Source organism: Psychroflexus tropicus DSM 15496, assembly GCF_000378765.1.
Lineage (GTDB): Bacteria > Bacteroidota > Bacteroidia > Flavobacteriales > Flavobacteriaceae > Psychroflexus > Psychroflexus tropicus.
In genome coordinates this window covers 31,454-53,809 of sequence record NZ_KB905347.1, presented here as the reverse complement: position 1 = coordinate 53,809, position 22,356 = coordinate 31,454, and the positions used below count along the sequence as shown (strand labels likewise).

Below are 22,356 nucleotides of genomic sequence, written 5' to 3'. Positions count from 1 at the left end.
CATCAAGTGATTTAAAGTGGACAACCAAGAGCGATTTAGAGACAGTATAGGTACCTTAGATGAGGAAGGTAAACGTAAGTGGGTTTACCCCAAAAAGCCTAGTGGCGTATTTTACGAGTACAGGAAATATGTAAGTTATGCGCTTTTGATATTCTTATTTACTGCGCCCTTCATAAAGATCAATGGGAATCAGTTTTTGCTTTTCAATGTCCTGGAACGTAAGTTCAATATCTTTGGATTCCCTTTCTGGCCTCAGGATTTCTATCTATTCGTAATAGCCATGGTCATTGGAGTAGTGTTTATAGCGCTTTTTACAGTGGCTTTCGGAAGGATATTTTGCGGATGGATTTGTCCTCAGACTATATTTCTGGAGATGGTATTCAGAAGAATAGAATACGCTATTGAAGGTGACAGAGGTAAACAAATTCGATTGGATAAAGCGCCTTGGACTAAGGATAAGATTTTAAAAAAGGGAACCAAATGGACCATTTTTGCTATCATTTCTTTCTTAATAGCCAATATCTTTCTCGCCTATCTCATCAGCAGTGATGAATTGATTAAGTACATTACCAATGGACCAACAAGTCATTTAGGAACCTTTATTCCATTACTGGTATTTACAGCTGTTTTTTATTTTGTGTTTGCCTGGTTTAGAGAGCAAGTTTGTATTATAGCTTGCCCTTATGGTCGATTACAAGGGGTACTCTTAGATCAAAAGTCAATTGTCGTTGCTTACGATCATAAGCGTGGAGAACGAGAAGAAGGGCGCCAAAAATTCAAGAAAAACCAGGATAGAGCAGCTCAAGGAATAGGAGATTGTATTGCCTGCAGCCAATGTGTACAGGTGTGTCCCACCGGAATCGACATAAGAAACGGAACTCAACTAGAATGCGTTAACTGTACGGCCTGTATCGATGCCTGCGACTCTATTATGGAAAGCGTGAATCTGCCAAAAGGTTTAATTCGATATGCGAGTGAAGAAAATATAGAGAAAAAGTCCAAATTTGAATTCACTCCAAGGCTCAAGGGGTATACCGCTGTACTTACGATTCTTACTGGATTATTGATTGGCCTACTCTTAATAAGAAGTGATATTGAGGCTAAGGTGTTGAGATTACCAGGGCAGACCTACGAAATGAAAGACAACGGGAATATTTCAAACGTCTTTACTTATAAGCTATTGAATAAAACCAATGTGGAAATGGATAGTATTCATTTTAAACTGAATTCATTTAACGGTGAAATTAAGATGGTAAAAAAAGAATATTTCAGCATAGAAAAAGGAGGTATCGCTAAAGGAACGTTCTTCATAGAAACAGATCCTGCGGCTTTAAAAGATGATAAAAATAAAATCGAAATTGAGGTGTATAGCAAAGATCGACTTATAGATCGAACTACGACTAACTTCATGGGACCACGAACTTTTAGATAAAATAATTATGAAATTAAATTGGGGAACTTCTATCGTTATAGCATTTGTATTGTTTATTGGCTTTATTATGGTCATGGTGGTGCAAATGATGTCCAAAGATGAATTGGCTCACGACCTGGTGGTTGAGTCTTATTATCAGAAAGAATTAACCTTTCAAGAGGATTTAAATTCAGCTCAAAATGCTGCAGACCTTACCAATCACGTTAAGATAGAGATTGTGAATGAAGGCGTGAAATTAATTTTTCCTAAAGAATTCAAACCTCAAAACATCAAAGGTGAGCTTTTCTTATACAGACCTTCAGATAAGGCTTTAGATTTTACCGTTCAACTTCAGTTGGAAGATAACTACTATATTTTGCCAAAAGCTTTGCTTAAGTCTGGGAAATGGGAAGTAAATTTAAAATTTGATCACCAAGGCGAGAGTTATTTTATCCAACAAAAAATTAAGATCTAAATTATGTTGTGGACGGCTTTCATATTAGGACTATTGGGAAGTTTTCACTGTGTGGGCATGTGTGGCCCCATTGCGTTGATGCTTCCAGTAGATCGATATAATCCAGTTAGAAAAGCTGTTCAGATTACACTATACCATTTAGGTAGAGTGACGACTTATGCCCTCATTGGACTGGTGTTTGGTTTTATAGGAGAAAGCTTTGCTTTATTTGGAGTTCAGCAGCAACTTTCTATTCTTATAGGGCTTATAATGCTGTCGTCGTTACTTTTTTCTGAATCTATTTTAGGCAAACTTAATGTGAGTAAGCCCATATTCCGATGGGTTGGAAAACTAAAGTCTGAGCTTGGTGCATCGCTTAAAAAGAAAAATCTAGACACTTTTTTTTATTTAGGATTTTTGAATGGCCTGCTACCCTGCGGTCTGGTCTATATGGCTGTGTTTGGGTCAATTGCCATTTCTGGTTTAGTTGAGAGTTCCTTGTATATGGTGTTTTTTGGTTTAGGTACCATTCCATTGATGAGTGTGGTTATTTACGCTAAAGACTGGCTGAATTCAGTATTGAAATTCAACCCAAAACGCCTTATCCCCATTGCCGTAGCTATCATCGGTATATTATTTATCCTCAGAGGACTAGGTTTAGGCATCCCTTACGTCTCTCCAAAACCAGCGACGACTCAGGTAACTGCTTCAATGGAGTGTCATTAAGAGCTTGCTAATGATTGGAATCTATATTTAGAATTCTGAATTATAATTCTAAGTTGGGTTTAGGAACTAACTCACACAATTTAAATAATTGTCTCTGCTTTGCAGTTAGATTGAATTACTCAGTAATAGTGAAACTTAAAGTTAGTTACTAGAAAGAACATGCTTTTGCAAGTACAATCGTTTAAAATTTTATTACTTTTAAACAAAAAATTGAAGTCAAGCTCATACGCATTAGTAGACCAAACGTCCTTCCCTTTAATCACAGTGACGTTTACAGGTGAAAAAAGCACCAACGCCAATTTTAAGGCTTACTTAAAAGAATTGGACGATTGTTATTTTACACAGCAGCAACTGGCCATCATTTTTGATGCGACTAAAGCAGCTGTCCCAAAACTATCTCATCAAAAACAGCAAGCTAAGTGGCTCAAGGATAATCATGATCTGATGAAACAGTATTGCAAAGGTACCGCTTATGTTATCCCAAATAAGACCATGCACTGGGTCCTCAAAATGATTTTTTTATTTCAAAAACAACCTGTGCCTTATGAGATTTTTGAATCCTATAAAGATGCTCAAATCTGGACCTGGAATCAATTACAAAATTAATTCGGTCTTACTATTCCTTCCTATACTTTAATTGAACCTTCAACTTGACTTAAAGCTGATAAAAATCATTTAAATCTTTGTTTAAGCGCCTCTTCAATAGTCAACAGAGCTTTAATTTTGCATTAAAATAGAATTGAAGATGAAACGTGAATATTTAAACAGAGTAAGTTCTGAAGAAGCCGTATCTAAAATTAAATCTGGAGATCGTGTCTTTATTCAAGGCGCAGCCATGACACCTCAAAAATTGATCGATGCCTTGGTTTCAAGATATGAGTCTCTAGAGGATGTTGAAATTATACACCTTCATACCGAAGGTCAGGCTAAATATACCGAAGATCCTTTTTCTAAAGCCTTTAAAATTAATAGTGTCTTTGTAGGTGGTAACGTAAGAAATTCAGTTAAACAGGGCAATGGAGATTATATCCCCATTTTCTTAAGCGAAATTCATCGGTTATTCAGACGTTCCATCTTGCCACTGGATGTGGCTTTAATCCAGGTGTCTCCTCCAGACCGTCACGGCTATTGCTCTCTGGGGACTTCTGTTGACATTACCATACCGGCGATACAAACCGCAAAGTTAGTTATAGCTCAGGTGAATCCGCAGGTGCCAAGGACCCACGGAGATGGAATCATTCATATGAGTGAATTGGATTTTGCTATTGAAGCTGATGAGCAAATTTACGGACATGAACAGCCAGAGACCACTGAACTTGAACGCAAGATAGGAGCTAATGTGGCGACATTGGTAGAAGATGGAGCTACTCTTCAAATGGGTATAGGTGGTATTCCTAATGCTGCATTGCAGAATTTGGGGTCTCACAAAAACTTAGGCATTCACACTGAAATGTTTTCTGATGGAATTTTACCCCTGATCGAAAGTGGAGTGATTAATGGAAGTCAGAAAGAAGTCAAAACAGGAAAGATAGTGACCTGTTTTGCGGTGGGCTCTCAAAAGCTTTATGACTTTATGGACGATAATCCTTTGGTCCATATGAAAGAAGCCGCTTATACTAACGACACTGCTATCATTAGACGAAATCCCAAAGTAACAGCAATCAATTCTGCTATCGAAATCGATCTCACCGGCCAGGTGTGTGCTGATACCATTGGAAAGATGCAGTTTTCTGGAGTAGGAGGTCAAATGGACTTTATTCGTGGAGCTTCCTTGTCTGAAGGCGGTAAAGCCATTATTGCGATGCCTTCGGTGACTAAGAAGGGAGTATCCAAAATCACACCCTTTCTCAACGAAGGAGCAGGAGTAACCACTACAAGAGCCCACGTCCATTATATCGTTACTGAATTTGGGGTGGTGAATTTATACGGTAGAAATTTAAAGCAAAGAGCAGAGGCACTTATTTCAATAGCCCATCCGGACCACCGAGAGAATTTACAAAAAGCAGCTTTCGAAAGATTCAATGCCAAGTAAATTCAAAATCAAATTTAAAAATATAAAATCATGAGTCAGAAATTTAATGAAATTATAAATAGTGAAACTCCAGTGCTCATCGACTTTTTTGCAGACTGGTGTGGTCCCTGTAAAATGCTTGCTCCTATTTTAAAAGAAGTTAAAGAAGAGCTTGGTGAGGGAGTGAAAATTATTAAAATTGACGTCGACAAAAATCAGCAACTAGCTGCTAAATACCAGGTGAGGGGAGTACCTACAATGATGATTTTTAAAGATGGTGAACAAAAATGGAGACAAAGTGGAGTGTTACAGAAGGATGACCTTGTGCAGAGGATTCGTTCTTATTCTTAAATTTATATTGACTAAACAAAAAAAGCACCATTTAAAGATGCTTTTTTTTGTGAGTGAAATTCCAATTATATTTTCAAAGTCAATACTGGCAACTCTGAATGGTTGACTACATCCTCACCAATGCTTCCGTTAAAGAAGTGAGACAAGCCTTTTCTGCCGTGGGTTGGAATGATAATTAAATCTGCTTTCAAATATTCAGAGCCGTTGAGCACACCTTGCTGAATACTATAGTCGTTAAAAATTTCAATATTTTTTTTGTCTAGTGGCATTTCCACTTTTTTAAGAAAACTCCTCATTTGCTCATGAATTTCTTTTGTACTGCTAAATTGATTCCCAGGCATGTTGACATAAAGCATATGCATATCGGCATTAAAACTATTGGCGAACTTTTTAGCCTTTTTGAAAGCGTCTACGTTTTCGAGTTCAAAATTTGAAGCAAAAACTACACGATTAATATTGATATCTTTAATTTCATTTTTCACTACCAAGACAGGAACCTCAGAGTGTCTAACTACTTTTTCGGTATTGGATCCAATTACGATTTCCTCCAGACCAGATACTCCACTTGAGCCCATAACGATCATATCGATTTCGTGGTCCTCTACCAGACTTTTAATGACAAAGGCAGTCGAGCCTGGCTCTACGTAATCTTTAACTTTAAGGTCTTTCAAGTATGGTTTATCTAAAAACTCATTAAATCGTTTACTGGCAAGCTTCATAAAGAATATAATCTGGTCGTCATTCACATTAAACTGTTCTGCCCCAAAAAGAGATTCAGCCAGTTCAATGACGTGTAAAACGTGAAGCTCTGCATTATTTTTATTGGCAAGTTTAGCTGCTACTTTGAGTGCATTTTCTGAAGGTTTAGAAAAATCGACGGGTACTAAAATCTTTTTCATAGGTTTTGGTTTTAAATGGTCATAGAAAATAATTGAGTATCGTGTTGTTTAGCTTTTAATCGTTGATCAAAGGCCATACATATATTTCTGATAAATGCTTGTCCTTTCTCTGTAACCTGGAGCTTTCGTTCCTCAAAAATCAATAAATCATCCTCTTCCAATTCTCTTAGGCTTGATTTGATGTCGATAAATAAATCAATATCAACATCTGAAAGGTCAGTTTTAAATTGGCACATTAAATTTAAAATTTTTCTTCTAATTACAAGGTCAGTTGAGGTTAAGATGTGACCCTTTTCGATAGACAATTGTCCGTTTTTTAAATCTTGATAATAGGCTTTGATATCTTTTTTATTCTGGGCAAATCCAAACCAGCTATCACTAATCGCTGATACCCCAAGACCTATCATCTTGTTGGTTTTGGTGGTGGTATAACCCATAAAGTTTCTATGCAGAGTATGATTTTGATAAGATTTTGATAGTTCGTCTTCTGGTAGTGCAAAATGATCCATACCAATCTCCATATACCCGTAATCTTCCAGCATTTTTTTACCAGTTTCATATTGCAGGCGTTTTAAATCAGCTGATGGTAGATCTTGTTCATCATAACCGCGCTGTCCGTTACCTTTAGTCCAGGGGACGTGGGCATAACTGTAGAAAGCAATCCGATCTGGTCTGAGTTCTATGGTTTTTTCTATGGTATTCTTAACATCCTCAAGGTTCTGTAATGGAAGGCCGTAGATAATATCGTGACTTATAGAGGTGTAACCAATTTGTCTGGAAAGTTCAGTGACTTCTTTCACAGTTTTAAAGGATTGAATCCTGTGGATGGCTATCTGAACCTTTGGATTATAATCCTGTATGCCATAACTCACCCTGTCGAATCCAAGTTCGTGTAACACGCTTAAATGTTTTTCTGTGGTATTGTTGGGGTGGCCTTCAAAGCTAAACTGGATTTCCTCAGGAATCACACAGGAGGCTTTTATAGTTTCTATAAGAATTTTTAAGTTATCAGCATCAAAGAAGGTAGGGGTTCCTCCTCCAAGATGAATTTCTTTAAGGATTGGCTTTTCTTCTAAGACTTCTAAATAAAGACTCCACTCTTTCAACAGCGCCTGTATGTAAGGTTCTTCTACTTCATGCCTTTTAGTGATGCGTTTGTTACAGGCACAAAACGTGCATAGGCTTTCGCAAAAGGGCAAATGAATGTATAGACTGAGTTCTTTAGAAGAATTAGTTTTCAAACTCTCTTTCCATCGATCTACTGAAAAGCTTTCTGGATCCCAATATGGCACGGTTGGATAGCTTGTGTATCTTGGTCCCGGCACATTATATTTTTGAATTAGTTCTCTCATTACCTATTGCTTTAGATCAAAAGTACGATGAGAGTAGCTCTATTAAAATGATAAAAATCAGAAGAATAGACATTAACAATGAGGATTGCTGATAAAGCATATTAACTTTGTAAGAAAAATGCCGAAAACGAAAGACATCATCCTGGTCAGCATTCAATTCTTTTTAATGCTGGTCTATTATTTAAACTTTAAATGGTTTGCCATAGATTTCATTGAGCACGACCTTTGGTTTTACCTCGGTATTTTTGGACTACTCATCTCTGGTATTGCCTTACTGCAGCTCAATATTCATCTGTCTCCATTTCCATCTCCAAAATCAGATTCAAAACTTATTACCAACGGTGCTTTTAGGCTTAGCAGACATCCAATTTACACTGGTATTTTAATATTTATGTTCAGCTTTGCTTTTTGGTTGGGCGATGGTTATAGGCTTTGCATCAGCCTTTTGGTATTAGGTTTATTTCTTTATAAAACTCAGTATGAAGAAACCTTACTTGAAGATACTTTTGAGGACTATAAGGAGTATAAGACCAAAACAGGTCGGTTTTTTCCCAAATTTTAAAACCTAACTTCTAAGATAGCTGGCCCCGTTAACGTCTATGATGCTTCCAGAAGCATAAGCAGCGTTTTCGGAAGCTAAAAATAAGATCGCGTGTGCTACTTCCTCTGGTGAGGCCATGCGCTTGAATGGAATTTCATTCATCATGCTTTGCTTTTCATCATTAGAGAGGGCTTCATTGGCCATATCGGTTTCTGTAAATCCTGGAGCCACCACGCCCACCTGGATGTTATACGGCGCTAATTTTTTGGCTAAGGACTGACTTAAGGCATTAAGTCCGGCCTTACTGGCGCCATAAGCCGGCTGATCGGGTTCTCCACGAAAAGCTCCTCTGGACGACACATTGACGATGCTTCCTCTTTTGACTTTCATCATATGTTTTGCTGAAAGAAAGCAAAGATTGGCAGCTGCTATTAGATTGGTTTGCAAAGTCCTAGTCCAGGCAGTGGTCCAGTCTTCAAAACCTACGTCTTCAATAGGATGAGAAATGGCAATCCCAGCATTATTGACTAGGATATCTATATGACCGTAGGTTCCGATAAATTTCTCTATAAGTGCTTTTGCCTCGACTTCTACTGAAATATCAGCCTGAAAAAGCTGATGTCCCTCTCCCTCAAGGCTCGAAAGCGTCAATTCCGCCTCTTTTTGATTTGATCTGAAGTTGATTCCAACTTTAGCCCCTTGTTTCGCAAAGGCAATAGCGGTGGCTCTTCCAATTCCTCTTGACGCTCCTGTAATTAAAACGCTTTTATCTTTAAAATCCATGCTTAATCTTTCTTTATAAAGAACACTAAAAGTAAGGGATCTATAGATTCTAAAGACCTCTAGAGATAATTATTTCCAAAACACAGTCAATTAATTTTAAAACACTATTGTGACTTATGATACATTTTCTGTAGCCTTAAATGGTTATTTTTGAATCCAATATGGAAAAGTATAAAGACATATTTCTCAACTCCTTTAGTGGGTATTATAATTACCTGATCAATGAGATTCAAAACCCTTCGCTTACCAATTATTTTTGGTGGTTGATAGGGCTTTCGTTTTTAGTCCTGTCTATGGAGCTTATTATTCCATGGAGAAAAAATCAGAAATTGATTAGAAAAGGATTTTGGCTAGACTTGTTTTATGTGTTTTTCAACTTCTTCATCTTTTCACTCATCGGTTACAATGCTATATCCAATGTTGTGGTAGAGCTTTTTAATGATGGTCTTCACTTCTTAGGTATAGAAAATATCGTCGCTTTTCACATTCAAAATTTCCCTGTCTGGTCACAATTTTTGATCATGTTTTTGGTGGCTGATTTTATTCAATGGAATGTGCATATTCAGTTGCATAAACAGCCATGGTTATGGAAGTTTCATAAGGTACATCACAGTGTGAAAGAAATGGGTTTCGCTGCTCAGTTTAGGTTTCATTTTATGGAAACTATCGTCTATAAAGTTATCCAATACGTGCCTTTGGCTATGATTGGTTTCGGAATTCAAGAATTCTTTATCGTTCACATGTTCGGCGTACTGGTAGGTCACCTTAACCATGCCAATGTGGGTTGGGATTATGGACCGCTGAAATACGTGTTTAACAATCCTAAAATGCACATTTGGCACCATTCCAAAGCCCTCCCAGAAAATCATCCCTACGGAATGAATTTTGGTCTTAGTTTGAGTCTTTGGGATTATTTATTTGGAACGGCTCATGTTCCAGAAAATGGTAGAGATATTGAACTTGGTTTTCAGAATGATGAAGATTATCCTCAGGATTTTTGGAATCAGCTTAAGAAGCCTTTCAAGGAATAAATTCAATCGTCAAATAAGGCTTTTAGGACTGTCATAATTCCTTTGAATATAAGAAGAATGGCTGCGATGCTTAATACTCCTCCTAAAATAAGAACTGGCCAGTAGAGCGGTTTATCCTGATTATTGAAGGCGCTAAAAATAACTGAAGGTCCTATAAACATAAGCGGAAGTGCCCCGGCAAGATATTTTACACCCTTAGCAAGTGTATCTTTATTGGTGTGTTTCATGTTCGATAGCTTTTCTCACACTCCCGTGTTTTTGAAGAAATACTGCAGCTTTTTCCTCCGAAATATCAAGGGCTTCAGCAATCAATAAACTTCCTCTTTGTTTAAGCTTGGCATTGCTCAATTGCATATCGACCATCTTATTGTCTTTAACTCGACCTAACTTGATCATGACAGAGGTTGAAATCATATTGAGTACCAGCTTTTGAGCTGTACCTGCTTTCATTCTAGAACTTCCTGTCACAAATTCTGGTCCTACAACCACTTCAATAGGAAAATCTGAAACTTTAGATATCGGAGAACTAGGATTACATACAATACACCCCGTTATAATATCATTTTCCTGGCAAGTTTTAAGTCCGCCGACCACATAGGGTGTAGTGCCAGAAGCAGCAATGCCTATCACCACATCTTCGGTTTGAAGATCATGAGCTTGCAAATCTTTCCAGGCTTGTTCAGTATCATCTTCCGCATGTTCTACCGCTTTTCTAATGGCCTGGTCTCCGCCAGCGATTAATCCGGTTACCATATCCTCTGGCACCCCAAATGTTGGTGGACATTCAGTGGCGTCCAGAATACCCAATCTTCCACTGGTTCCCGCACCGATGTAGTATAATTTACCTCCTTTCTCAATTTGGTCTACGATCGCCTCTACAAGTCGTTCAATAGAGCTAATGCTTTTTTGGACAGCTTTAGGAACACTTTGATCTTCAGTATTGATGTTGGTCAATAGCTCATGGATAGACATCTGTTCCAAGTGTCTGTAAGCTGAACTTTGCTCTGTTATTTTTTTGAAATTTTTACTCATTATTGGACTGTATAGATAACTTGATCTACTTCAGAAAGACCAAAATAACCAAAAATTAATTCTTCGTCGTCATTTACATTTTTGATATTTCCTCGTACGGTTGCCGGCTGAGTTTCAAAAGGGCCACCAGCACTTCCAGCCTGAGCGAGAAGAATTTCCAAAAAGTTGAAATAGTCTTCTGAAATGCCGTGCAATTGTATTCTGATGTCCATGCCTGGTTCAATATCTTCATCTGCAAACAGCCCAAAAATTCTGTTTCCATCGTTAAATTCATCGTCAAAGGTGCTGAATTCAGGAAAAGCCAGGAAGGGAGTAAAATATTTGAACAAGTAGTAATTCTCAATACCCTGAGGATCGTTATAAAAGGCTTTCAATTCGATGTCTTCTCCGGTGAAACCGCCTTCATTATTCTGTTCTATAGAGTCAATTTCTACGACCGGCTTTAGAATTTCTTCAGCGGTGTATACATCTCCATCAAGTTCTAACCTGAGTTCATAGAGTTCCTCAAGTTCAGGAATAAAGTTAGTGGTGACATATTCACCAGGATCAGTTTCGTTAAAAATAAATTCTTCTCCAGAAGCTTTAGTGACGCTAATCACTGCTTCTGAAACAGGGATAGGTTCCTGGTCAAAAAAACCGCGAGTACGACTTAATTTTATAGTCTGTGATGTTCCGTCTGTTCCTTTTTCCCATTGCAGAATGGCATCTACAATCAGTCTGGACTCAGCTTCTTCCAATTCGACCTCTACCACATCTTCACAGGCTGAAAATAAGCCAGCAAACATCAAAAGGAGTAAGACTTTTTTCATAGCTTAAAATTTAAAATTATAGCTTACAGAAGGCACAATACCAAAAATTGAGAACCTTACCGCTTCATTCTGTCCTGTTGTGGAATTCTGCTCAAAATTTAAAGAGGCTGCGTTTCTTCGATTATATACATTGTAAATTCCAAAATTCCAGGAGGAGGTCCACTTTTTGTTTTTTCTTTCGGGAGTATAAGTTGCAGAAAGGTCTAACCTGTGAAAGGTTGGTAAACGATTCAAATTTCTGCCTTCGAAAACAGGAACGTTGAGGTCTTGAAACTCAAATTGACCCACAGGAAAATTTACAGGTATTCCTGTCTGCAGAACGAAGTTACTATTAAGTTGCCATTTCTCGGAGAGCTCGTAGCTACTCGTTAGGGAAATGTCGTGGGTTTTATCATAACCATTGAGATACCAGTCTCCGTTATTAATTCCGATTTCATTTGGAGTTCTTCCCGGTGTTCTTTGTTCACTTCTGGATAAGGTATAAGATAACCAGCCCGTGAGTCTTCCTGAGTTTTTCTTTAGATAGACTTCCAATCCATAAGCTCTGGATTGACCGTTCAAAATCGAACGCTCAATTGCCTCGTTGGCGATTAAATTGGCCCCATCAATATAGTCGATTCTATTGGCGATGTCTTTGTAAAATACCTCTGTTTCAAGACTAAAGGGAATCGTTTCAAAATCTTTAAAAAATCCAATGGCATACTGGTCTAATTTCTGAGGCTTAACAAATCTACCGCTTGGTGTCCAGACGTCAAATGGTGTAGGAGAGGAGGTATTGGACAATAAGTGTAAATTCTGCACCATACGGTTATAACTTGCCTTGATGGACGTATAATCATCTAAAATATAGGATACACCTACCCTTGGTTCAAAATTGATGAAACTTTCGTCAATTTTGGAAGTGTTTCCCTTAATCGTTTCTACAGGCTGAGCTTCCACATAGATATCACGGGTCTCGTCGTAAAGCAGAGGATTACTATCAGCGTAAATATCAATTGACTCGTCTTCCATTCGTAAGAATGCACTTACTCTTAAACCATACTGAACATTGATATTGTCTGTTAAGGACTGATTTACACTTATAAAGGCTGCATTATCAAAGGCGTATTTATTGTCCAGGTCTCTAAAATTGATGCCTGAGTCTGGCGTAGTAGGTTCAATGACTCCAGGGTCTATGGTGTATTGTATTGCACTTACCCCATAATTCAGACTTAAATTTGAATTTAAAATATGCTCAATCTGATAATTCAAACTGAAATTTGAAATACTGTTTCCAAAATCGAAGCCCACTAAATCTAAACCTAATTCATAGCTGTAATTGCTATAGGATACATTCAAGTTGGAAAACATATCTTTATTAAAAGAATGATTCCAATCCAATATACCAAAAGCATTTCCGTAGGTATTGGTAAAGCTATCGTTGATGTTAACGTAGTCTAAGCCATAATATCCAGAAAAGCTTAAGGTGTTTTTATCATCGATGTCAAAATTCAATTTTGTATTTAAGTCGTAGAAATAAGCTGAATTAGGATTATCTGCCAATCCTAAAAAAAGATGAGCGTAAGTACCACGTCCGCTTAATAAAAATGAACTTTTATCCTTTTGTATCGGGCCATCTAGAGTGAGTTTACTGGAAATCACTCCAATTCCACCTTCCCCTTTTAGTTGTTGAGTATTTCCGGTTTTTTGTCTAATATCCAGCACCGAAGAGACTCTACCTCCATAATTAGCAGGTATTCCGCCTTTATAGAGTTTTAAATTTTTAACGGCATCTGGATTGAAGATGGAAAAAAAGCCGAAGAGATGTGAAGAATTATAGATCAAGGCATCATCGATTAAAATCAGATTTTGATCGGTGGCTCCTCCACGCACATTAAAGCCTGAGGCGCCTTCGCCTGCGTTAGAAACGCCAGGTAATTGCAACAAAGACTGTATGACGTCTACTTCACCAAATACTACGGGAATGCTTTTAATGCTAGAGGCATCCAGCTTACTCACACTCATTTCCGGATCTTTGATGTTGATTTTTTCAATATTATCGGTGACAACGACTTCTTCCAGATTCTCGGCCTGAGGAATAAGTTGGAAATTTAACTCTCTGTCTTCAATGAGATTGATTTGACGGGTGATAGTTTTAAAACCTAAGTAAGAGACTTTAATAGAATAGTTGCCCTGAGCAAGATCGATAGAGTAGTTTCCTTTTGAATCTGTGGTAGTTCCTCTGTTGATTTCTTCTAGTAATATGTTGACGCCAGGGATTTGAATGCCCTTATCATCGACAACGTTTCCAGATAACTCATACCCTTGGGCAAATCCGATTTGGACAAAAAGAATGAGTATAAAAAGGGATAGTAATTTGATGGCTAGTTTTTTGCTCAAATATATTTAAGACTCTTTTATTAAAGCTAAATTATTATCTAAATAAAACCAAAAGCTTTCTAAAAAATCAAAGCTTCCTTGAAAGTGTTAATCCGTCCCTGATGGGCAGAAGCACGGTTTCTATTCTGGGGTCTTCCTTCAAAAGTCGATTATAATGAACCAGAGCTTTTGTGTCTTCATCTTTCGGATTGATTTCCTGAATGACCTTCCCACTCCATAAGACGTTGTCTGATAATATAAGCCCGCCAGATCTTAATTTATCGATAATCAATTCAAAGTAGGCTGGATAGGATTTTTTATCAGCGTCAATGAATACAAGATCAAATTTAGCGTTAATCTCTGGAATAATTTTTTGGGCATCTCCTGTATATTGAAAAATTTGAGTACCAAAACCACTTTTATCAAAATAGCGTCTTTGGAAATCATAAAGTTCTTCGTTTCTATCGATGGTATGGATTTTACCTGCTTTGGAAAGTCCCTCTGCCAGGCTTAAGGTTGAATAACCCGTATAGGTTCCTATTTCTAAGATAGAAGTAGGCTGAACCAATTTCGAAATTAAACTCAATAACCGACCTTGAAAATGCCCGCTTAGCATTCTAGGCTGAAGCACTTTTTGCCAGGTTTCTCTGCTTAATTCCTGAAGTATTTTAGGCTCATTTTCAGAATGTTGTTCCACATAGTCCTGTAGCTCTGGAGCAATAAAATCCATTAGCTTATTATTTTATCGATCAATTCCTGCTTACCAGTTTCGTTATCACCATATAACCAATTCAACACGTTATCAGACCAGATCTGTTCTTTCTCTACTTCAGTAATGACCTTTTGCTCCAAAGCCAAATCCAGGATTTTACCAGGATAGGAGGATTGTGGTTCGCTTTCCATTTCCCCTAAAGGATAGGGATCATCGAGTCCTGCCAGTATTTGAGAACTTTTTTGGTTTTCTAAGAGTAGTTTTAGAGAACGCGTATCATGAACCAAAGTGTCAAAGAAAATGTTTTTGTGGCCTACCGACTTTCTAGGATGTACTTTACCTTCAAAGAGATCTGGACGACCGTCAAATCCCTGAATTCGCCTTCCTAAGTTGATTTGCGCTAATTGACCGCCGTGGGCAAAGCAAACCCGCATATTAGGATACTTGTCTGGATAGCCGTTGAGGGTGAGGAAGTGGTAAGCATCCGCACATTGTGCTAGCATCCAGATCAGGTGAAAACGCCAGGAGGTGTTTTCCAGTTTGATGAATTTTTCACCATCGTAAGGATGAACTTCTACTGCCAGATTGTATTTACTGGCCATTTCAAAAATCGGCTCATTTTCTTCATCAAAGATGCAACGCCAGGTCCCGATGCTATCCATATAATGGGTTGGTAAGCACAATAGCCTTAATCCGAGTTCTTCTACACAGCGTTCAATTTCCCAAAGTGCCCCTCTTACAAAGCCGGGATGCACTACAAATCCGCAGCTAAATTTTTTAGGGTGATCGTGTTGTATTCTTGCATTGAAATCATTTTGAAACCTTAGGGCTTTTTTCATCTCTTCCACCCTAAGGCCATTGCCATAGAGTTGAGAAAGATTGAGGACAACAGCATGGTCGATGTTGTAGCGCTCCATCCACTCCAACTTTTCGTTCAGAAAAAAACTTGAATCGGTCACCGGTCTTTTCCAGCCTTTTTGAAGCATAAATTTCTTATCCTCATCTATCCAAAAGATCTCTTTTTCACGCATGAAATCAGGAATTTCTTCCGGGTAAGGAAGAAGATGGGAGTGGCCGTTAATCCTAAGTTTTCTTTTCATCTTTACACGTTTATGATTTCAAGGCTATTCATTATTCACTACTCACTATTCACTAATTTTCGATCAAATGTTTCATTTTCCAGGCTTCGAAAGTATTAAGAATTAAGCCAGCAATGGTCATAGGTCCTACACCTCCCGGTACTGGAGTAATGAAGCCTGCTTTTTTAGAAACTTCTTCAAAATCACAATCCCCAACCAATTTCCCTGATTTCAGTCTATTGATCCCTACATCGATCACCACGGCTCCTTCTTTAATCATATCAGCGGTCAAAAATCCTGCCTGCCCTACTGCCACAATCACAATATCAGCTTTTTGAGCTTCCTCCTTCAGTAATGCTTTAGGGGTATTGATATCGCAGGAGGTCACGGTAGAACGCCCGATTTCAAAATCATTACCCAACATAATAGAGATGGGTTTTCCAACGATGTTGGATCTTCCAATCACTACCACATGCTGACTTTTAGTCGTGATATCATAATACTCCAGTAATTTCAAAATGCCATAGGCCGTCGCAGGTCGCATGGCTTTTTGGCCCAAGGCCATTTTACCGAAATTGAGTGGATGAAATCCGTCAATATCTTTATAGGCACTAATTTCGTTGATTATAGGTTTGGGATCGATGTGATCCGGTAGAGGCAACTGAACTATAAATCCATCGAAGTGAGATTTGTTTAGAATCTTGATTTCAGAGATGAGATCAAACGTAGAAATCGACTCATCAAAGCGTATGATTTTGTGATTGATTTCAGCGCGCTCGCAAGCTTTAATTTTTCCTCTTACGTAAGATTCACTCGCCGCATTATGTCCTACCATCACAATAGCAATACTCGGCCTTGATAAATTATAGCCTAAATGCTTTTTTTCGATATAATGATCTATATCGGCTTTGACTTTTTTTAAGAGTTCTCTGGAAACTGCTTTTCCGTCTAATAATTTCATGACAATGGATTAAAGATCAAATATCAATTCGTTGTCTTCTGCTTTTTTAGAAACTTGAAGCACCAAATTTAGCTTTTCTTGAAGATTCATTTCAGGTTTGAACAGGTTTTTTCGTATCATTTCCTGTAGAACCAAGTCCTGAGCCCGTCCTTGTTTGATTGCTTTAGAGTAAGGAACATCTTCTCTAAAGGTTACTAAAGAATATTTAGAGAAATAGTCTTTAGGAAATTCTTTTTCAAACTCAAGCTCCAATTTTCGTTTGGCTAGAAACACATCTTCAGCGGTATGAGATTTCATTTCATGAAAATTATCAAGTGCTAAATCAGCGATCGCATCTGCATCGGTTTTTCTTTGTTGGCCAAAAGTTTGAAAGGCAGTTTTAAGATCATCATCAGCATTGGATAAATGCTTATCAAATTCAACGACATCTTCAAAAGACGCATTCATCCCCTGACCATAAAATGGAACGATGGCGTGTGAAGCATCTCCCATGAGGAGTGTTTTACCGTAATTCCACGGAAAGCACCTGATGGTTCCTAAGGGAGCTGTTGGGTTTTCAAAAAATTCAGTTTTCAAATCTGGCATCAGCTTATACGCGTCTGGATACACCTCTTTGAAATACTTTTCTACGATAGCCTCATCAGTGAGGTTATTGAAATTATAGCCTCCACCTTCATAGGCCAGGAATAACGTCACTGTAAAACTCTTGTCCATATTAGGCAAAGCAATCAGCATGTTTTCGCCTCTGGGCCAGATGTGTAAAGCTCCTTTTTCAGTAGCGTAATTGCCTTCCTTCGTCGCTGGGAAAGTTAATTCTTTATAGCCGTGTGTCAAAAATTCCTGAGAATGACTAAAGAGAAATCCTCTTTCGGCTTCCATCTGTTGGCGTACCACAGAACCGGCACCATCGGTGCCTATCACATAATCAGCTTCTATGGTGAACATTGAATCGGAATCGTCTGTTTTGAAGCTGGCCTTAGCCTGCTTTAGATCCACGTGGGTACAGGCGTTTTTAAATTTGAGATCCACATTCGGGTAGGTTTCCAGTTTATCTAAAAGCAGGGCGTTAAGTCCTGTTCTGGAAATTGAATTAATGTATTCGCCTTCCCGACCGCTGTAGCTCGATAATTGAGTTTCCCCTTTTTTATCGTGAAGCATTCTGCCGTGCATGGGGATACACAGACTCTCCACCTCTTTTTCCAGACCTACCAGTTTCAGTCCTTTCAATCCGCGATTAGATAAAGCCAGGTTGATGGAGCGTCCAGCCGATAAATCGGCTTTTCTTAAGTCAGCCCGCTTTTCGGTGAGGGTGACTTTATAGCCCAGTTGAGCCATGCGTAAGGCCAGTAGTGAACCGCAAAGTCCAGCACCAATAATAAGTATATGTTCTTTAGTTGCCATGCAGACAGTGTTTTAAACGTTGTACAAATTCATACACGTCTGTGAATGAATTATAAAGTGGGGCAGGCGCGATCCGAATCACATCGGGTTCTCGCCAGTCGGCGACGACGCCCTTAGCGGTGAGCTGATCGAATAAAGAACGATCGGCATTTTTCATTTGTATAGAAAGTTGGCAGCCTCGTTCTTCGGGAGTCCTCGGCGTTAAGATAGAAATGCTAGTGTCATCCAACTCATCGATCAAAAATTCTAAAAATCCTGTGAGTTGAATCGATTTTTCTCTCAACTTATCAAATCCTGCTTTTTCAAATAAATCCAATGAGGACCGCGTTCCAGCTAGAGATAAAATAGGGGGGTTGCTCAATTGCCAGCCGTCTGCCGTAGGGGTAGGATCAAAACCCACGCGCATATTAAACCGGGAGTCTTTATTATGTCCCCACCAGCCTACAAACCGATTGATATCTTGATTTTTAATATGCTTTTGATGTACAAAACAACCTCCAATACTGCCAGGACCGGAGTTGAGGTACTTATAAGTGCACCAAACGGCAAAGTCGGCACCGATGTCATGTAAATTAGGCTGAATGTTACCCGCTCCATGAGCCAGGTCAAAGCCTATAGTAATGTTGTCGTCCTGGCATCGCTTTGCAATGCGCTTTAAGTCAAACGCCTGTCCGGAGTAATAGTTGGTACTTCCTACCATGACAAGTGCTATTTCGTCTTTATGTTGTTCTAATAGCGCCTCAAAATCTTCATGACGGCATAGATGTTCACCTTTTCTGGGCTCCCATAAAATCAAACCTTCCTCAGGATCGATGTTATGAAATTTGAGTTGAGACTCTACGGCATATTTATCTGACGGGAACGCATCGCTTTCAATTAAAATTTTGAATCTTTTTTGGGTGGGCTTATAAAACGATACCATCATCAGGTGAAGGTTCACCGTGAGGGTATTCATGATCACAACTTCCTCTGGTAGAGCACCCACGATTTTAGCCATGGGGGCAGATAAATCTTCATGAGAAGTGAGCCAGGGCGTTTTGGCATCGGTATGACCTTCAACACCAAACTTAGCCCAATCGGTTAATTCCTGCTGAACATACTTCGAGGTTTGTTTTGGCTGTAAACCCAGGGAATTACCGCAAAGGTAGATTTTAGGCTGGCCTTCCGCATCTATTGGAAAATGAAATTGATCTCTAAACTGATGTAAAGGATCCTTTTGATCCTGTTCTTCTGCAAAGGCTCTGGAATTGAAGTATTTCATAAATTAATAGACGCTTATGTCCGTAAAGAAGATTTTGAAATTTCCCTCTTTGGTATCATGCATTCTGGCAATCTTGATCCCATCAAAATCCTGGTAATCTTCCCAGGTGGTAGCCAGCCTTGGAACCTCACTACCACTTGGAGTGTAGCTCCATTCCTGTATCATTCTATTTTCATCCAGATAGATGTGATAGGTATCTCCAGGGGTGTAGCCTGCTTCATCTTTATACATAATCGCTATTTCCTGCATCATTTTCCCAGATATCGGAGCCTCAACTTTTTCTGTAACTTCATAGTCAAAGTTGTCGTCCCATACTAAATGGTAAGGAAATAACAGCCAGTATTTATCATTCACAAACCCACGATCGGCAAAAGCGATTTCTTCATCAAAATCATTGATGTTATACGTTAGTGTGGTATCCATGGTGGTCATGGTCACTTCTCCGGTTTTGGGCATCCATTTCCAGCTTCTGCTAGAGATGTTCTCACCATTTTGAGCATTGAAGGTGTAGGCGATAGAATCTACTTCAGACCATTGGTCGTAGCCATTGGCATAAGCGATTTCTTCCAGAAGACTTAGGTCTTTGCTTTCATTCGTTTCAGTAGAGGTCTCAGGAGCGGTTTCTTCCTTCTTTTCTTGTTTAGAATTACATCCTACGACGAGGAGTCCTAAAACCAGTAAGGTGGCAATATGTTTCATGATGTGAATTTTTGAGTAAAGTTAGTGGAAGTCCAAGGCATCTACAAATTTAATACTTGAGACAGGATTTTATTTAACAGGTGTAGGCTGATTAAAACTATTCTGATTAGAAATAAAGTTTTTTAAACTTCAGTCCTTAAAAATTCATAATTTTTGTTAATTATCAAATCTCTAAGAAAAATCTATAATTATTGCTAAAAGTACGGTTTAACCGTAAATGTATTACGGTAAAACCGTAAAAATGACTGTTATTTTAAAATTTAACAGTCGAATTTTATACAATACTGTTTTTTTATTTTAAGTTTAAAACAAATAATTAAATATGATAGTGTTCTTCTAGCCAGAAAAAAGGAAGCACTTTTCGGGATGAAAAGCGCTCCACAGATTAAGACATGAAAAATCATATCTCTTACGTAATACAATGATACGAATTTTTCATGAAGATGTGTACGGCCCTTGAGCTGAGACTCGATGTCAACTATCGAAATTTTAATACATTAAAATATATTATCATGAAAAAAGTATTTTCAATAATCGCTTTAAGTGCGATGACCTTAAGTTTAAGTAGTTTTAATTCACATTCAAAAATCATTGATGATCCACACAGTATGTGTCTTGATGCCGCTGCTGATTTACAAATGTCATATTTAAGTGCAGGGTATTCCTGGGAACATGCTGTTGGCGCTGGAATTGAAGCTTATAGTTTTTGTATGGCATCAGAGTCGCCTCAAATGCTATAATTTTATTGGCTTGAAAAATGAATTTCAAAATTATTATGTATTTAATTTGTTTTGGATGCCTCACTCCTATGGTGGGGCAAACAAAACATCTGGAAATTGAGTATCAACTTAATTTAAAACTTATTGATGATTCTAAAGAATCATCAGATTTTATGAACAGAATTATCAACAATCTTAAACAATATGAAGACAGGTTAAAATTTATCCTTCAAGTTGATAACGAATATTCAAAATTCTATGGTAAAAAATTTATGGAAAGTGACATAAACCCGCAACTATCATCTCAATTAAAACTTCATAGTGATTTTAGTAAAGTATATTATCAAAGTAAAAAGGAAGAAGTTTTTATCATAAATTTTATAAGTAATGCCTTTTCAGGAACGGTTATTAAGGATAAAATAATTGATCTGGATTGGAAAATTAGTAAATCAAATAGAAAAGTGATCCTCGGCTACGATTGTTATATGGCTGAAACAACTTTAGAAATTGGAAGAGATAAATATTTAATTAAAGCCTGGTTTACTCCAGCGCTTAACTTTGAGTTAGGTCCAAAAAATTTAAACGGCTTACCTGGTCTTATTTTAGCGTTTGAACAAAATGTACAGCAGTATTATGAGGCTATAAAAATTACCGAATTAAAAGACCATGATATTATTATTCCTGAGTTTGAATTTACTCAAACTTATGATGAATTTACTGATGCCATTATTGAAAAATATAATTTTGCAGATTATTAATTAGGTAATCTTGACTAAAACATGAATTACCGGTATTAAATATCATGAAAAAAATATTTTCAATTATCGTTTTAAGTGTGATGACCTTAAGTTTAAGTAGCTTTACATCCGTTTCTTCAAACAATTTTAAATCAGTAGAAGAAGCTGAGTTTTTTTCTTGCAGATCTGAAGCTGAAGATTTTAGGGAATTCATGGATGGTCATAATGGCAGAAGTGGAGCTTATTGGGCTTTAGAATATTATGAAACATTTTTTAATCAAAGTATACAATTGTTTATTAAACTGCCCATTTTGGGCAGTTTTGTTTCAGTTTTATTAAATGAGAAACTTAATTATATTTTTGCTTTTTTTTAATTTGAACATTGCTTTGTGTCAAGAAGGTTATGTTGTATTTAAAAATGAAGCTGAACTCGATCAATATTTTCAAGACATCAAATCTTCAGATTCTATACGTTGGGAAAAGGTGAAAGACTTTGGAAATCTCAAACTTAAAATGGATAGGAGCATAACCTATAAACTTAGGTTTGATAATGAAAAGTCCATTTTCAACCCTATTCTAAACGAGAATGATGGCCATTTGTTGAAATTGTCAAAAAGTAAATCTGGAGCATATTATAAAGATGAGCAAGAGAATTTTTTCTATGTCAATAAACGCTTTCGTAATTTCAATGTAAAGCTTGCCGATATCACTTGGGAAATTACTGAAGAGGAAAAAGAAATATTAGGTTATATCTGTATGAAAGCTATTGGAAACAAAGTCTTTGAAAATTCGAAAATTTCATCATCTGTAATTGTAGCCTGGTTTACAAAAGATATACAGGTGCCACATGGACCTAAAGGGATAAATGGATTACCAGGTTTAATACTTGAGGCCCATTATGGAAGTAGTCATTTTTATGCTGAAGAATTAAATATGGAATCGCAAGAAAAAATCTCCAAACCCACAAAAGGGGAAGAAATTAACGAAGCAGAATTTAGTCAATTAATGCGCAGTGCTGTGAAAAACTGA

The 22,356-nt window shown here is 37.7% G+C and carries 25 protein-coding genes; 12 read left to right on the top strand and 13 right to left on the bottom strand.

Annotated features, from left to right (window positions below; translation table 11 throughout):
- Positions 1 to 16 precede the first annotated feature (16 nt).
- The 6 genes from ccoG (at position 17) to trxA (ending at position 4,953) form a co-directional block, all read left to right on the top strand.
- The gene (gene ccoG, locus F598_RS0113460) at positions 17 to 1,432 is read left to right on the top strand and encodes a cytochrome c oxidase accessory protein CcoG (protein WP_019039597.1); all 1,416 of its coding nucleotides are present in this window, start codon (positions 17 to 19) and stop codon (positions 1,430 to 1,432) included.
- Positions 1,433 to 1,439: 7 nt separating this feature from the next.
- A complete protein-coding gene (locus F598_RS0113455; RefSeq protein ID WP_019039596.1) occupies positions 1,440 to 1,886 on the top strand; it encodes a FixH family protein in 447 nt (148 codons plus the stop codon).
- Positions 1,887 to 1,889: 3 nt separating this feature from the next.
- Positions 1,890 to 2,591, top strand: coding sequence for a sulfite exporter TauE/SafE family protein (locus tag F598_RS0113450; protein WP_026302731.1), 702 nt, complete (start codon positions 1,890 to 1,892; stop codon positions 2,589 to 2,591).
- 210 nt (positions 2,592 to 2,801) lie between these two features.
- A complete protein-coding gene (locus F598_RS0113445) occupies positions 2,802 to 3,197 on the top strand; it encodes a hypothetical protein (protein ID WP_026302730.1) in 396 nt (131 codons plus the stop codon).
- 139 nt (positions 3,198 to 3,336) lie between these two features.
- Positions 3,337 to 4,623 carry an acetyl-CoA hydrolase/transferase family protein gene (locus tag F598_RS0113440; protein ID WP_019039593.1) on the top strand — a complete coding sequence of 429 codons (1,287 nt, stop codon included), beginning with the start codon at positions 3,337 to 3,339 and terminating at the stop codon, positions 4,621 to 4,623.
- Between the two features lie 30 nt (positions 4,624 to 4,653).
- Complete coding sequence (trxA, locus tag F598_RS0113435; protein WP_019039592.1) at positions 4,654 to 4,953, top strand: thioredoxin; 300 nt, start codon at positions 4,654 to 4,656, stop codon at positions 4,951 to 4,953.
- A gap of 65 nt (positions 4,954 to 5,018) precedes the next feature.
- Here the strand turns inward: trxA and F598_RS0113430 are convergent, their stop codons facing one another.
- Together F598_RS0113430 and hemN are read right to left on the bottom strand one after the other, a co-directional pair.
- A complete protein-coding gene (locus tag F598_RS0113430; protein WP_019039591.1) occupies positions 5,019 to 5,852 on the bottom strand; it encodes a universal stress protein in 834 nt (277 codons plus the stop codon).
- An 11-nt stretch (positions 5,853 to 5,863) separates the two neighbouring features.
- The gene (gene hemN / locus F598_RS0113425; RefSeq protein WP_019039590.1) at positions 5,864 to 7,204 is read right to left on the bottom strand and encodes an oxygen-independent coproporphyrinogen III oxidase; all 1,341 of its coding nucleotides are present in this window, start codon (positions 7,202 to 7,204) and stop codon (positions 5,864 to 5,866) included.
- Between the two features lie 118 nt (positions 7,205 to 7,322).
- On the opposite strand from hemN, the gene F598_RS0113420 reads away from it, so the two are divergent.
- Positions 7,323 to 7,766, top strand: a complete 444-nt coding sequence (locus tag F598_RS0113420) for a methyltransferase family protein (RefSeq protein WP_019039589.1) — start codon at positions 7,323 to 7,325, stop codon at positions 7,764 to 7,766.
- Positions 7,767 to 7,769: 3 nt separating this feature from the next.
- Here the strand turns inward: F598_RS0113420 and F598_RS0113415 are convergent, their stop codons facing one another.
- Positions 7,770 to 8,528, bottom strand: a complete 759-nt coding sequence (locus tag F598_RS0113415; RefSeq protein WP_019039588.1) for an SDR family NAD(P)-dependent oxidoreductase — start codon at positions 8,526 to 8,528, stop codon at positions 7,770 to 7,772.
- Positions 8,529 to 8,689: 161 nt separating this feature from the next.
- Between F598_RS0113415 and F598_RS0113410 the strand changes: the two genes are divergently transcribed.
- Entirely contained in the window at positions 8,690 to 9,559 is an 870-nt protein-coding gene (locus tag F598_RS0113410; protein WP_026302729.1) for a sterol desaturase family protein, read from the top strand.
- Positions 9,560 to 9,561: 2 nt separating this feature from the next.
- On the opposite strand, the gene F598_RS0113405 is transcribed toward F598_RS0113410, so the two are convergent.
- From F598_RS0113405 to F598_RS0113360, 10 genes are all read right to left on the bottom strand, one after another.
- Complete coding sequence (locus F598_RS0113405) at positions 9,562 to 9,786, bottom strand: DUF6095 family protein (RefSeq protein ID WP_019039586.1); 225 nt, start codon at positions 9,784 to 9,786, stop codon at positions 9,562 to 9,564.
- Positions 9,770 to 10,591: an N-acetylmuramic acid 6-phosphate etherase gene (murQ, locus tag F598_RS0113400; RefSeq protein ID WP_019039585.1), complete on the bottom strand. Its 822-nt coding sequence runs from the start codon at positions 10,589 to 10,591 to the stop codon at positions 9,770 to 9,772. Before murQ ends, F598_RS0113405 begins: the two co-directional genes overlap by 17 nt.
- Positions 10,591 to 11,400: a DUF4249 domain-containing protein gene (locus F598_RS0113395; protein WP_026302728.1), complete on the bottom strand. Its 810-nt coding sequence runs from the start codon at positions 11,398 to 11,400 to the stop codon at positions 10,591 to 10,593. The genes murQ and F598_RS0113395 overlap by 1 nt, the downstream gene beginning before the upstream one ends.
- A 3-nt stretch (positions 11,401 to 11,403) precedes the next feature.
- On the bottom strand, positions 11,404 to 13,779 hold the full coding sequence (locus tag F598_RS0113390; protein ID WP_019039583.1) for a TonB-dependent receptor: 2,376 nt from the start codon (positions 13,777 to 13,779) through the stop codon (positions 11,404 to 11,406).
- A gap of 67 nt (positions 13,780 to 13,846) precedes the next feature.
- Positions 13,847 to 14,488 carry an O-methyltransferase gene (locus F598_RS0113385; protein WP_019039582.1) on the bottom strand — a complete coding sequence of 214 codons (642 nt, stop codon included), beginning with the start codon at positions 14,486 to 14,488 and terminating at the stop codon, positions 13,847 to 13,849.
- Positions 14,488 to 15,570, bottom strand: a complete 1,083-nt coding sequence (locus tag F598_RS0113380; protein ID WP_019039581.1) for an amidohydrolase family protein — start codon at positions 15,568 to 15,570, stop codon at positions 14,488 to 14,490. The genes F598_RS0113385 and F598_RS0113380 overlap by 1 nt, the downstream gene beginning before the upstream one ends.
- Before the next feature lie 52 nt (positions 15,571 to 15,622).
- Complete coding sequence (locus tag F598_RS0113375) at positions 15,623 to 16,510, bottom strand: bifunctional 5,10-methylenetetrahydrofolate dehydrogenase/5,10-methenyltetrahydrofolate cyclohydrolase (protein WP_019039580.1); 888 nt, start codon at positions 16,508 to 16,510, stop codon at positions 15,623 to 15,625.
- Positions 16,511 to 16,519: 9 nt separating this feature from the next.
- Positions 16,520 to 17,911 carry an FAD-dependent oxidoreductase gene (locus F598_RS0113370; protein ID WP_019039579.1) on the bottom strand — a complete coding sequence of 464 codons (1,392 nt, stop codon included), beginning with the start codon at positions 17,909 to 17,911 and terminating at the stop codon, positions 16,520 to 16,522.
- A complete protein-coding gene (gene kynU, locus F598_RS0113365; protein WP_019039578.1) occupies positions 17,901 to 19,172 on the bottom strand; it encodes a kynureninase in 1,272 nt (423 codons plus the stop codon). Before kynU ends, F598_RS0113370 begins: the two co-directional genes overlap by 11 nt.
- A 3-nt stretch (positions 19,173 to 19,175) precedes the next feature.
- A complete protein-coding gene (locus F598_RS0113360; protein WP_019039577.1) occupies positions 19,176 to 19,871 on the bottom strand; it encodes a hypothetical protein in 696 nt (231 codons plus the stop codon).
- 512 nt (positions 19,872 to 20,383) lie between these two features.
- Here F598_RS0113360 and F598_RS14665 point away from each other — a divergent pair.
- Genes F598_RS14665 through F598_RS0113340 form a run of 4 tightly spaced genes read left to right on the top strand, consistent with a single transcriptional unit; the run spans position 20,384 to position 22,356 of the window.
- Complete coding sequence (locus F598_RS14665; RefSeq protein WP_033408698.1) at positions 20,384 to 20,611, top strand: hypothetical protein; 228 nt, start codon at positions 20,384 to 20,386, stop codon at positions 20,609 to 20,611.
- 17 nt (positions 20,612 to 20,628) lie between these two features.
- Positions 20,629 to 21,348 (top strand): GLPGLI family protein, encoded by a 720-nt coding sequence (locus tag F598_RS14985; protein ID WP_083925463.1) that lies wholly within the window; start codon positions 20,629 to 20,631, stop codon positions 21,346 to 21,348.
- 44 nt (positions 21,349 to 21,392) lie between these two features.
- A complete protein-coding gene (locus F598_RS0113345) occupies positions 21,393 to 21,701 on the top strand; it encodes a hypothetical protein (protein WP_033408697.1) in 309 nt (102 codons plus the stop codon).
- Positions 21,688 to 22,356 (top strand): GLPGLI family protein, encoded by a 669-nt coding sequence (locus tag F598_RS0113340; protein ID WP_245539791.1) that lies wholly within the window; start codon positions 21,688 to 21,690, stop codon positions 22,354 to 22,356. The genes F598_RS0113345 and F598_RS0113340 overlap by 14 nt, the downstream gene beginning before the upstream one ends.

Bases quoted from the DNA above. Each gene is read 5' to 3' on its own strand.
- F598_RS0113455 (WP_019039596.1), top strand. From the start codon at position 1,440: ATGAAATTAAATTGGGGAACTTCTATCGTTATAGCATTTGTATTGTTT.
- F598_RS0113450 (WP_026302731.1), top strand. From the start codon at position 1,890: ATGTTGTGGACGGCTTTCATATTAGGACTATTGGGAAGTTTTCACTGT.
- F598_RS0113440 (WP_019039593.1), top strand. From the start codon at position 3,337: ATGAAACGTGAATATTTAAACAGAGTAAGTTCTGAAGAAGCCGTATCT.
- trxA (WP_019039592.1), top strand. From the start codon at position 4,654: ATGAGTCAGAAATTTAATGAAATTATAAATAGTGAAACTCCAGTGCTC.
- F598_RS0113430 (WP_019039591.1), bottom strand. From the start codon at position 5,852: ATGAAAAAGATTTTAGTACCCGTCGATTTTTCTAAACCTTCAGAAAAT.
- hemN (WP_019039590.1), bottom strand. From the start codon at position 7,204: ATGAGAGAACTAATTCAAAAATATAATGTGCCGGGACCAAGATACACA.
- F598_RS0113420 (WP_019039589.1), top strand. From the start codon at position 7,323: ATGCCGAAAACGAAAGACATCATCCTGGTCAGCATTCAATTCTTTTTA.
- F598_RS0113415 (WP_019039588.1), bottom strand. From the start codon at position 8,528: ATGGATTTTAAAGATAAAAGCGTTTTAATTACAGGAGCGTCAAGAGGA.
- F598_RS0113410 (WP_026302729.1), top strand. From the start codon at position 8,690: ATGGAAAAGTATAAAGACATATTTCTCAACTCCTTTAGTGGGTATTAT.
- F598_RS0113405 (WP_019039586.1), bottom strand. From the start codon at position 9,786: ATGAAACACACCAATAAAGATACACTTGCTAAGGGTGTAAAATATCTT.
- murQ (WP_019039585.1), bottom strand. From the start codon at position 10,591: ATGAGTAAAAATTTCAAAAAAATAACAGAGCAAAGTTCAGCTTACAGA.
- F598_RS0113395 (WP_026302728.1), bottom strand. From the start codon at position 11,400: ATGAAAAAAGTCTTACTCCTTTTGATGTTTGCTGGCTTATTTTCAGCC.
- F598_RS0113385 (WP_019039582.1), bottom strand. From the start codon at position 14,488: ATGGATTTTATTGCTCCAGAGCTACAGGACTATGTGGAACAACATTCT.
- F598_RS0113380 (WP_019039581.1), bottom strand. From the start codon at position 15,570: ATGAAAAGAAAACTTAGGATTAACGGCCACTCCCATCTTCTTCCTTAC.
- F598_RS0113375 (WP_019039580.1), bottom strand. From the start codon at position 16,510: ATGAAATTATTAGACGGAAAAGCAGTTTCCAGAGAACTCTTAAAAAAA.
- F598_RS0113370 (WP_019039579.1), bottom strand. From the start codon at position 17,911: ATGGCAACTAAAGAACATATACTTATTATTGGTGCTGGACTTTGCGGT.
- kynU (WP_019039578.1), bottom strand. From the start codon at position 19,172: ATGAAATACTTCAATTCCAGAGCCTTTGCAGAAGAACAGGATCAAAAG.
- F598_RS0113360 (WP_019039577.1), bottom strand. From the start codon at position 19,871: ATGAAACATATTGCCACCTTACTGGTTTTAGGACTCCTCGTCGTAGGA.
- F598_RS14665 (WP_033408698.1), top strand. From the start codon at position 20,384: ATGAAAAAAGTATTTTCAATAATCGCTTTAAGTGCGATGACCTTAAGT.
- F598_RS14985 (WP_083925463.1), top strand. From the start codon at position 20,629: ATGAATTTCAAAATTATTATGTATTTAATTTGTTTTGGATGCCTCACT.
- F598_RS0113345 (WP_033408697.1), top strand. From the start codon at position 21,393: ATGAAAAAAATATTTTCAATTATCGTTTTAAGTGTGATGACCTTAAGT.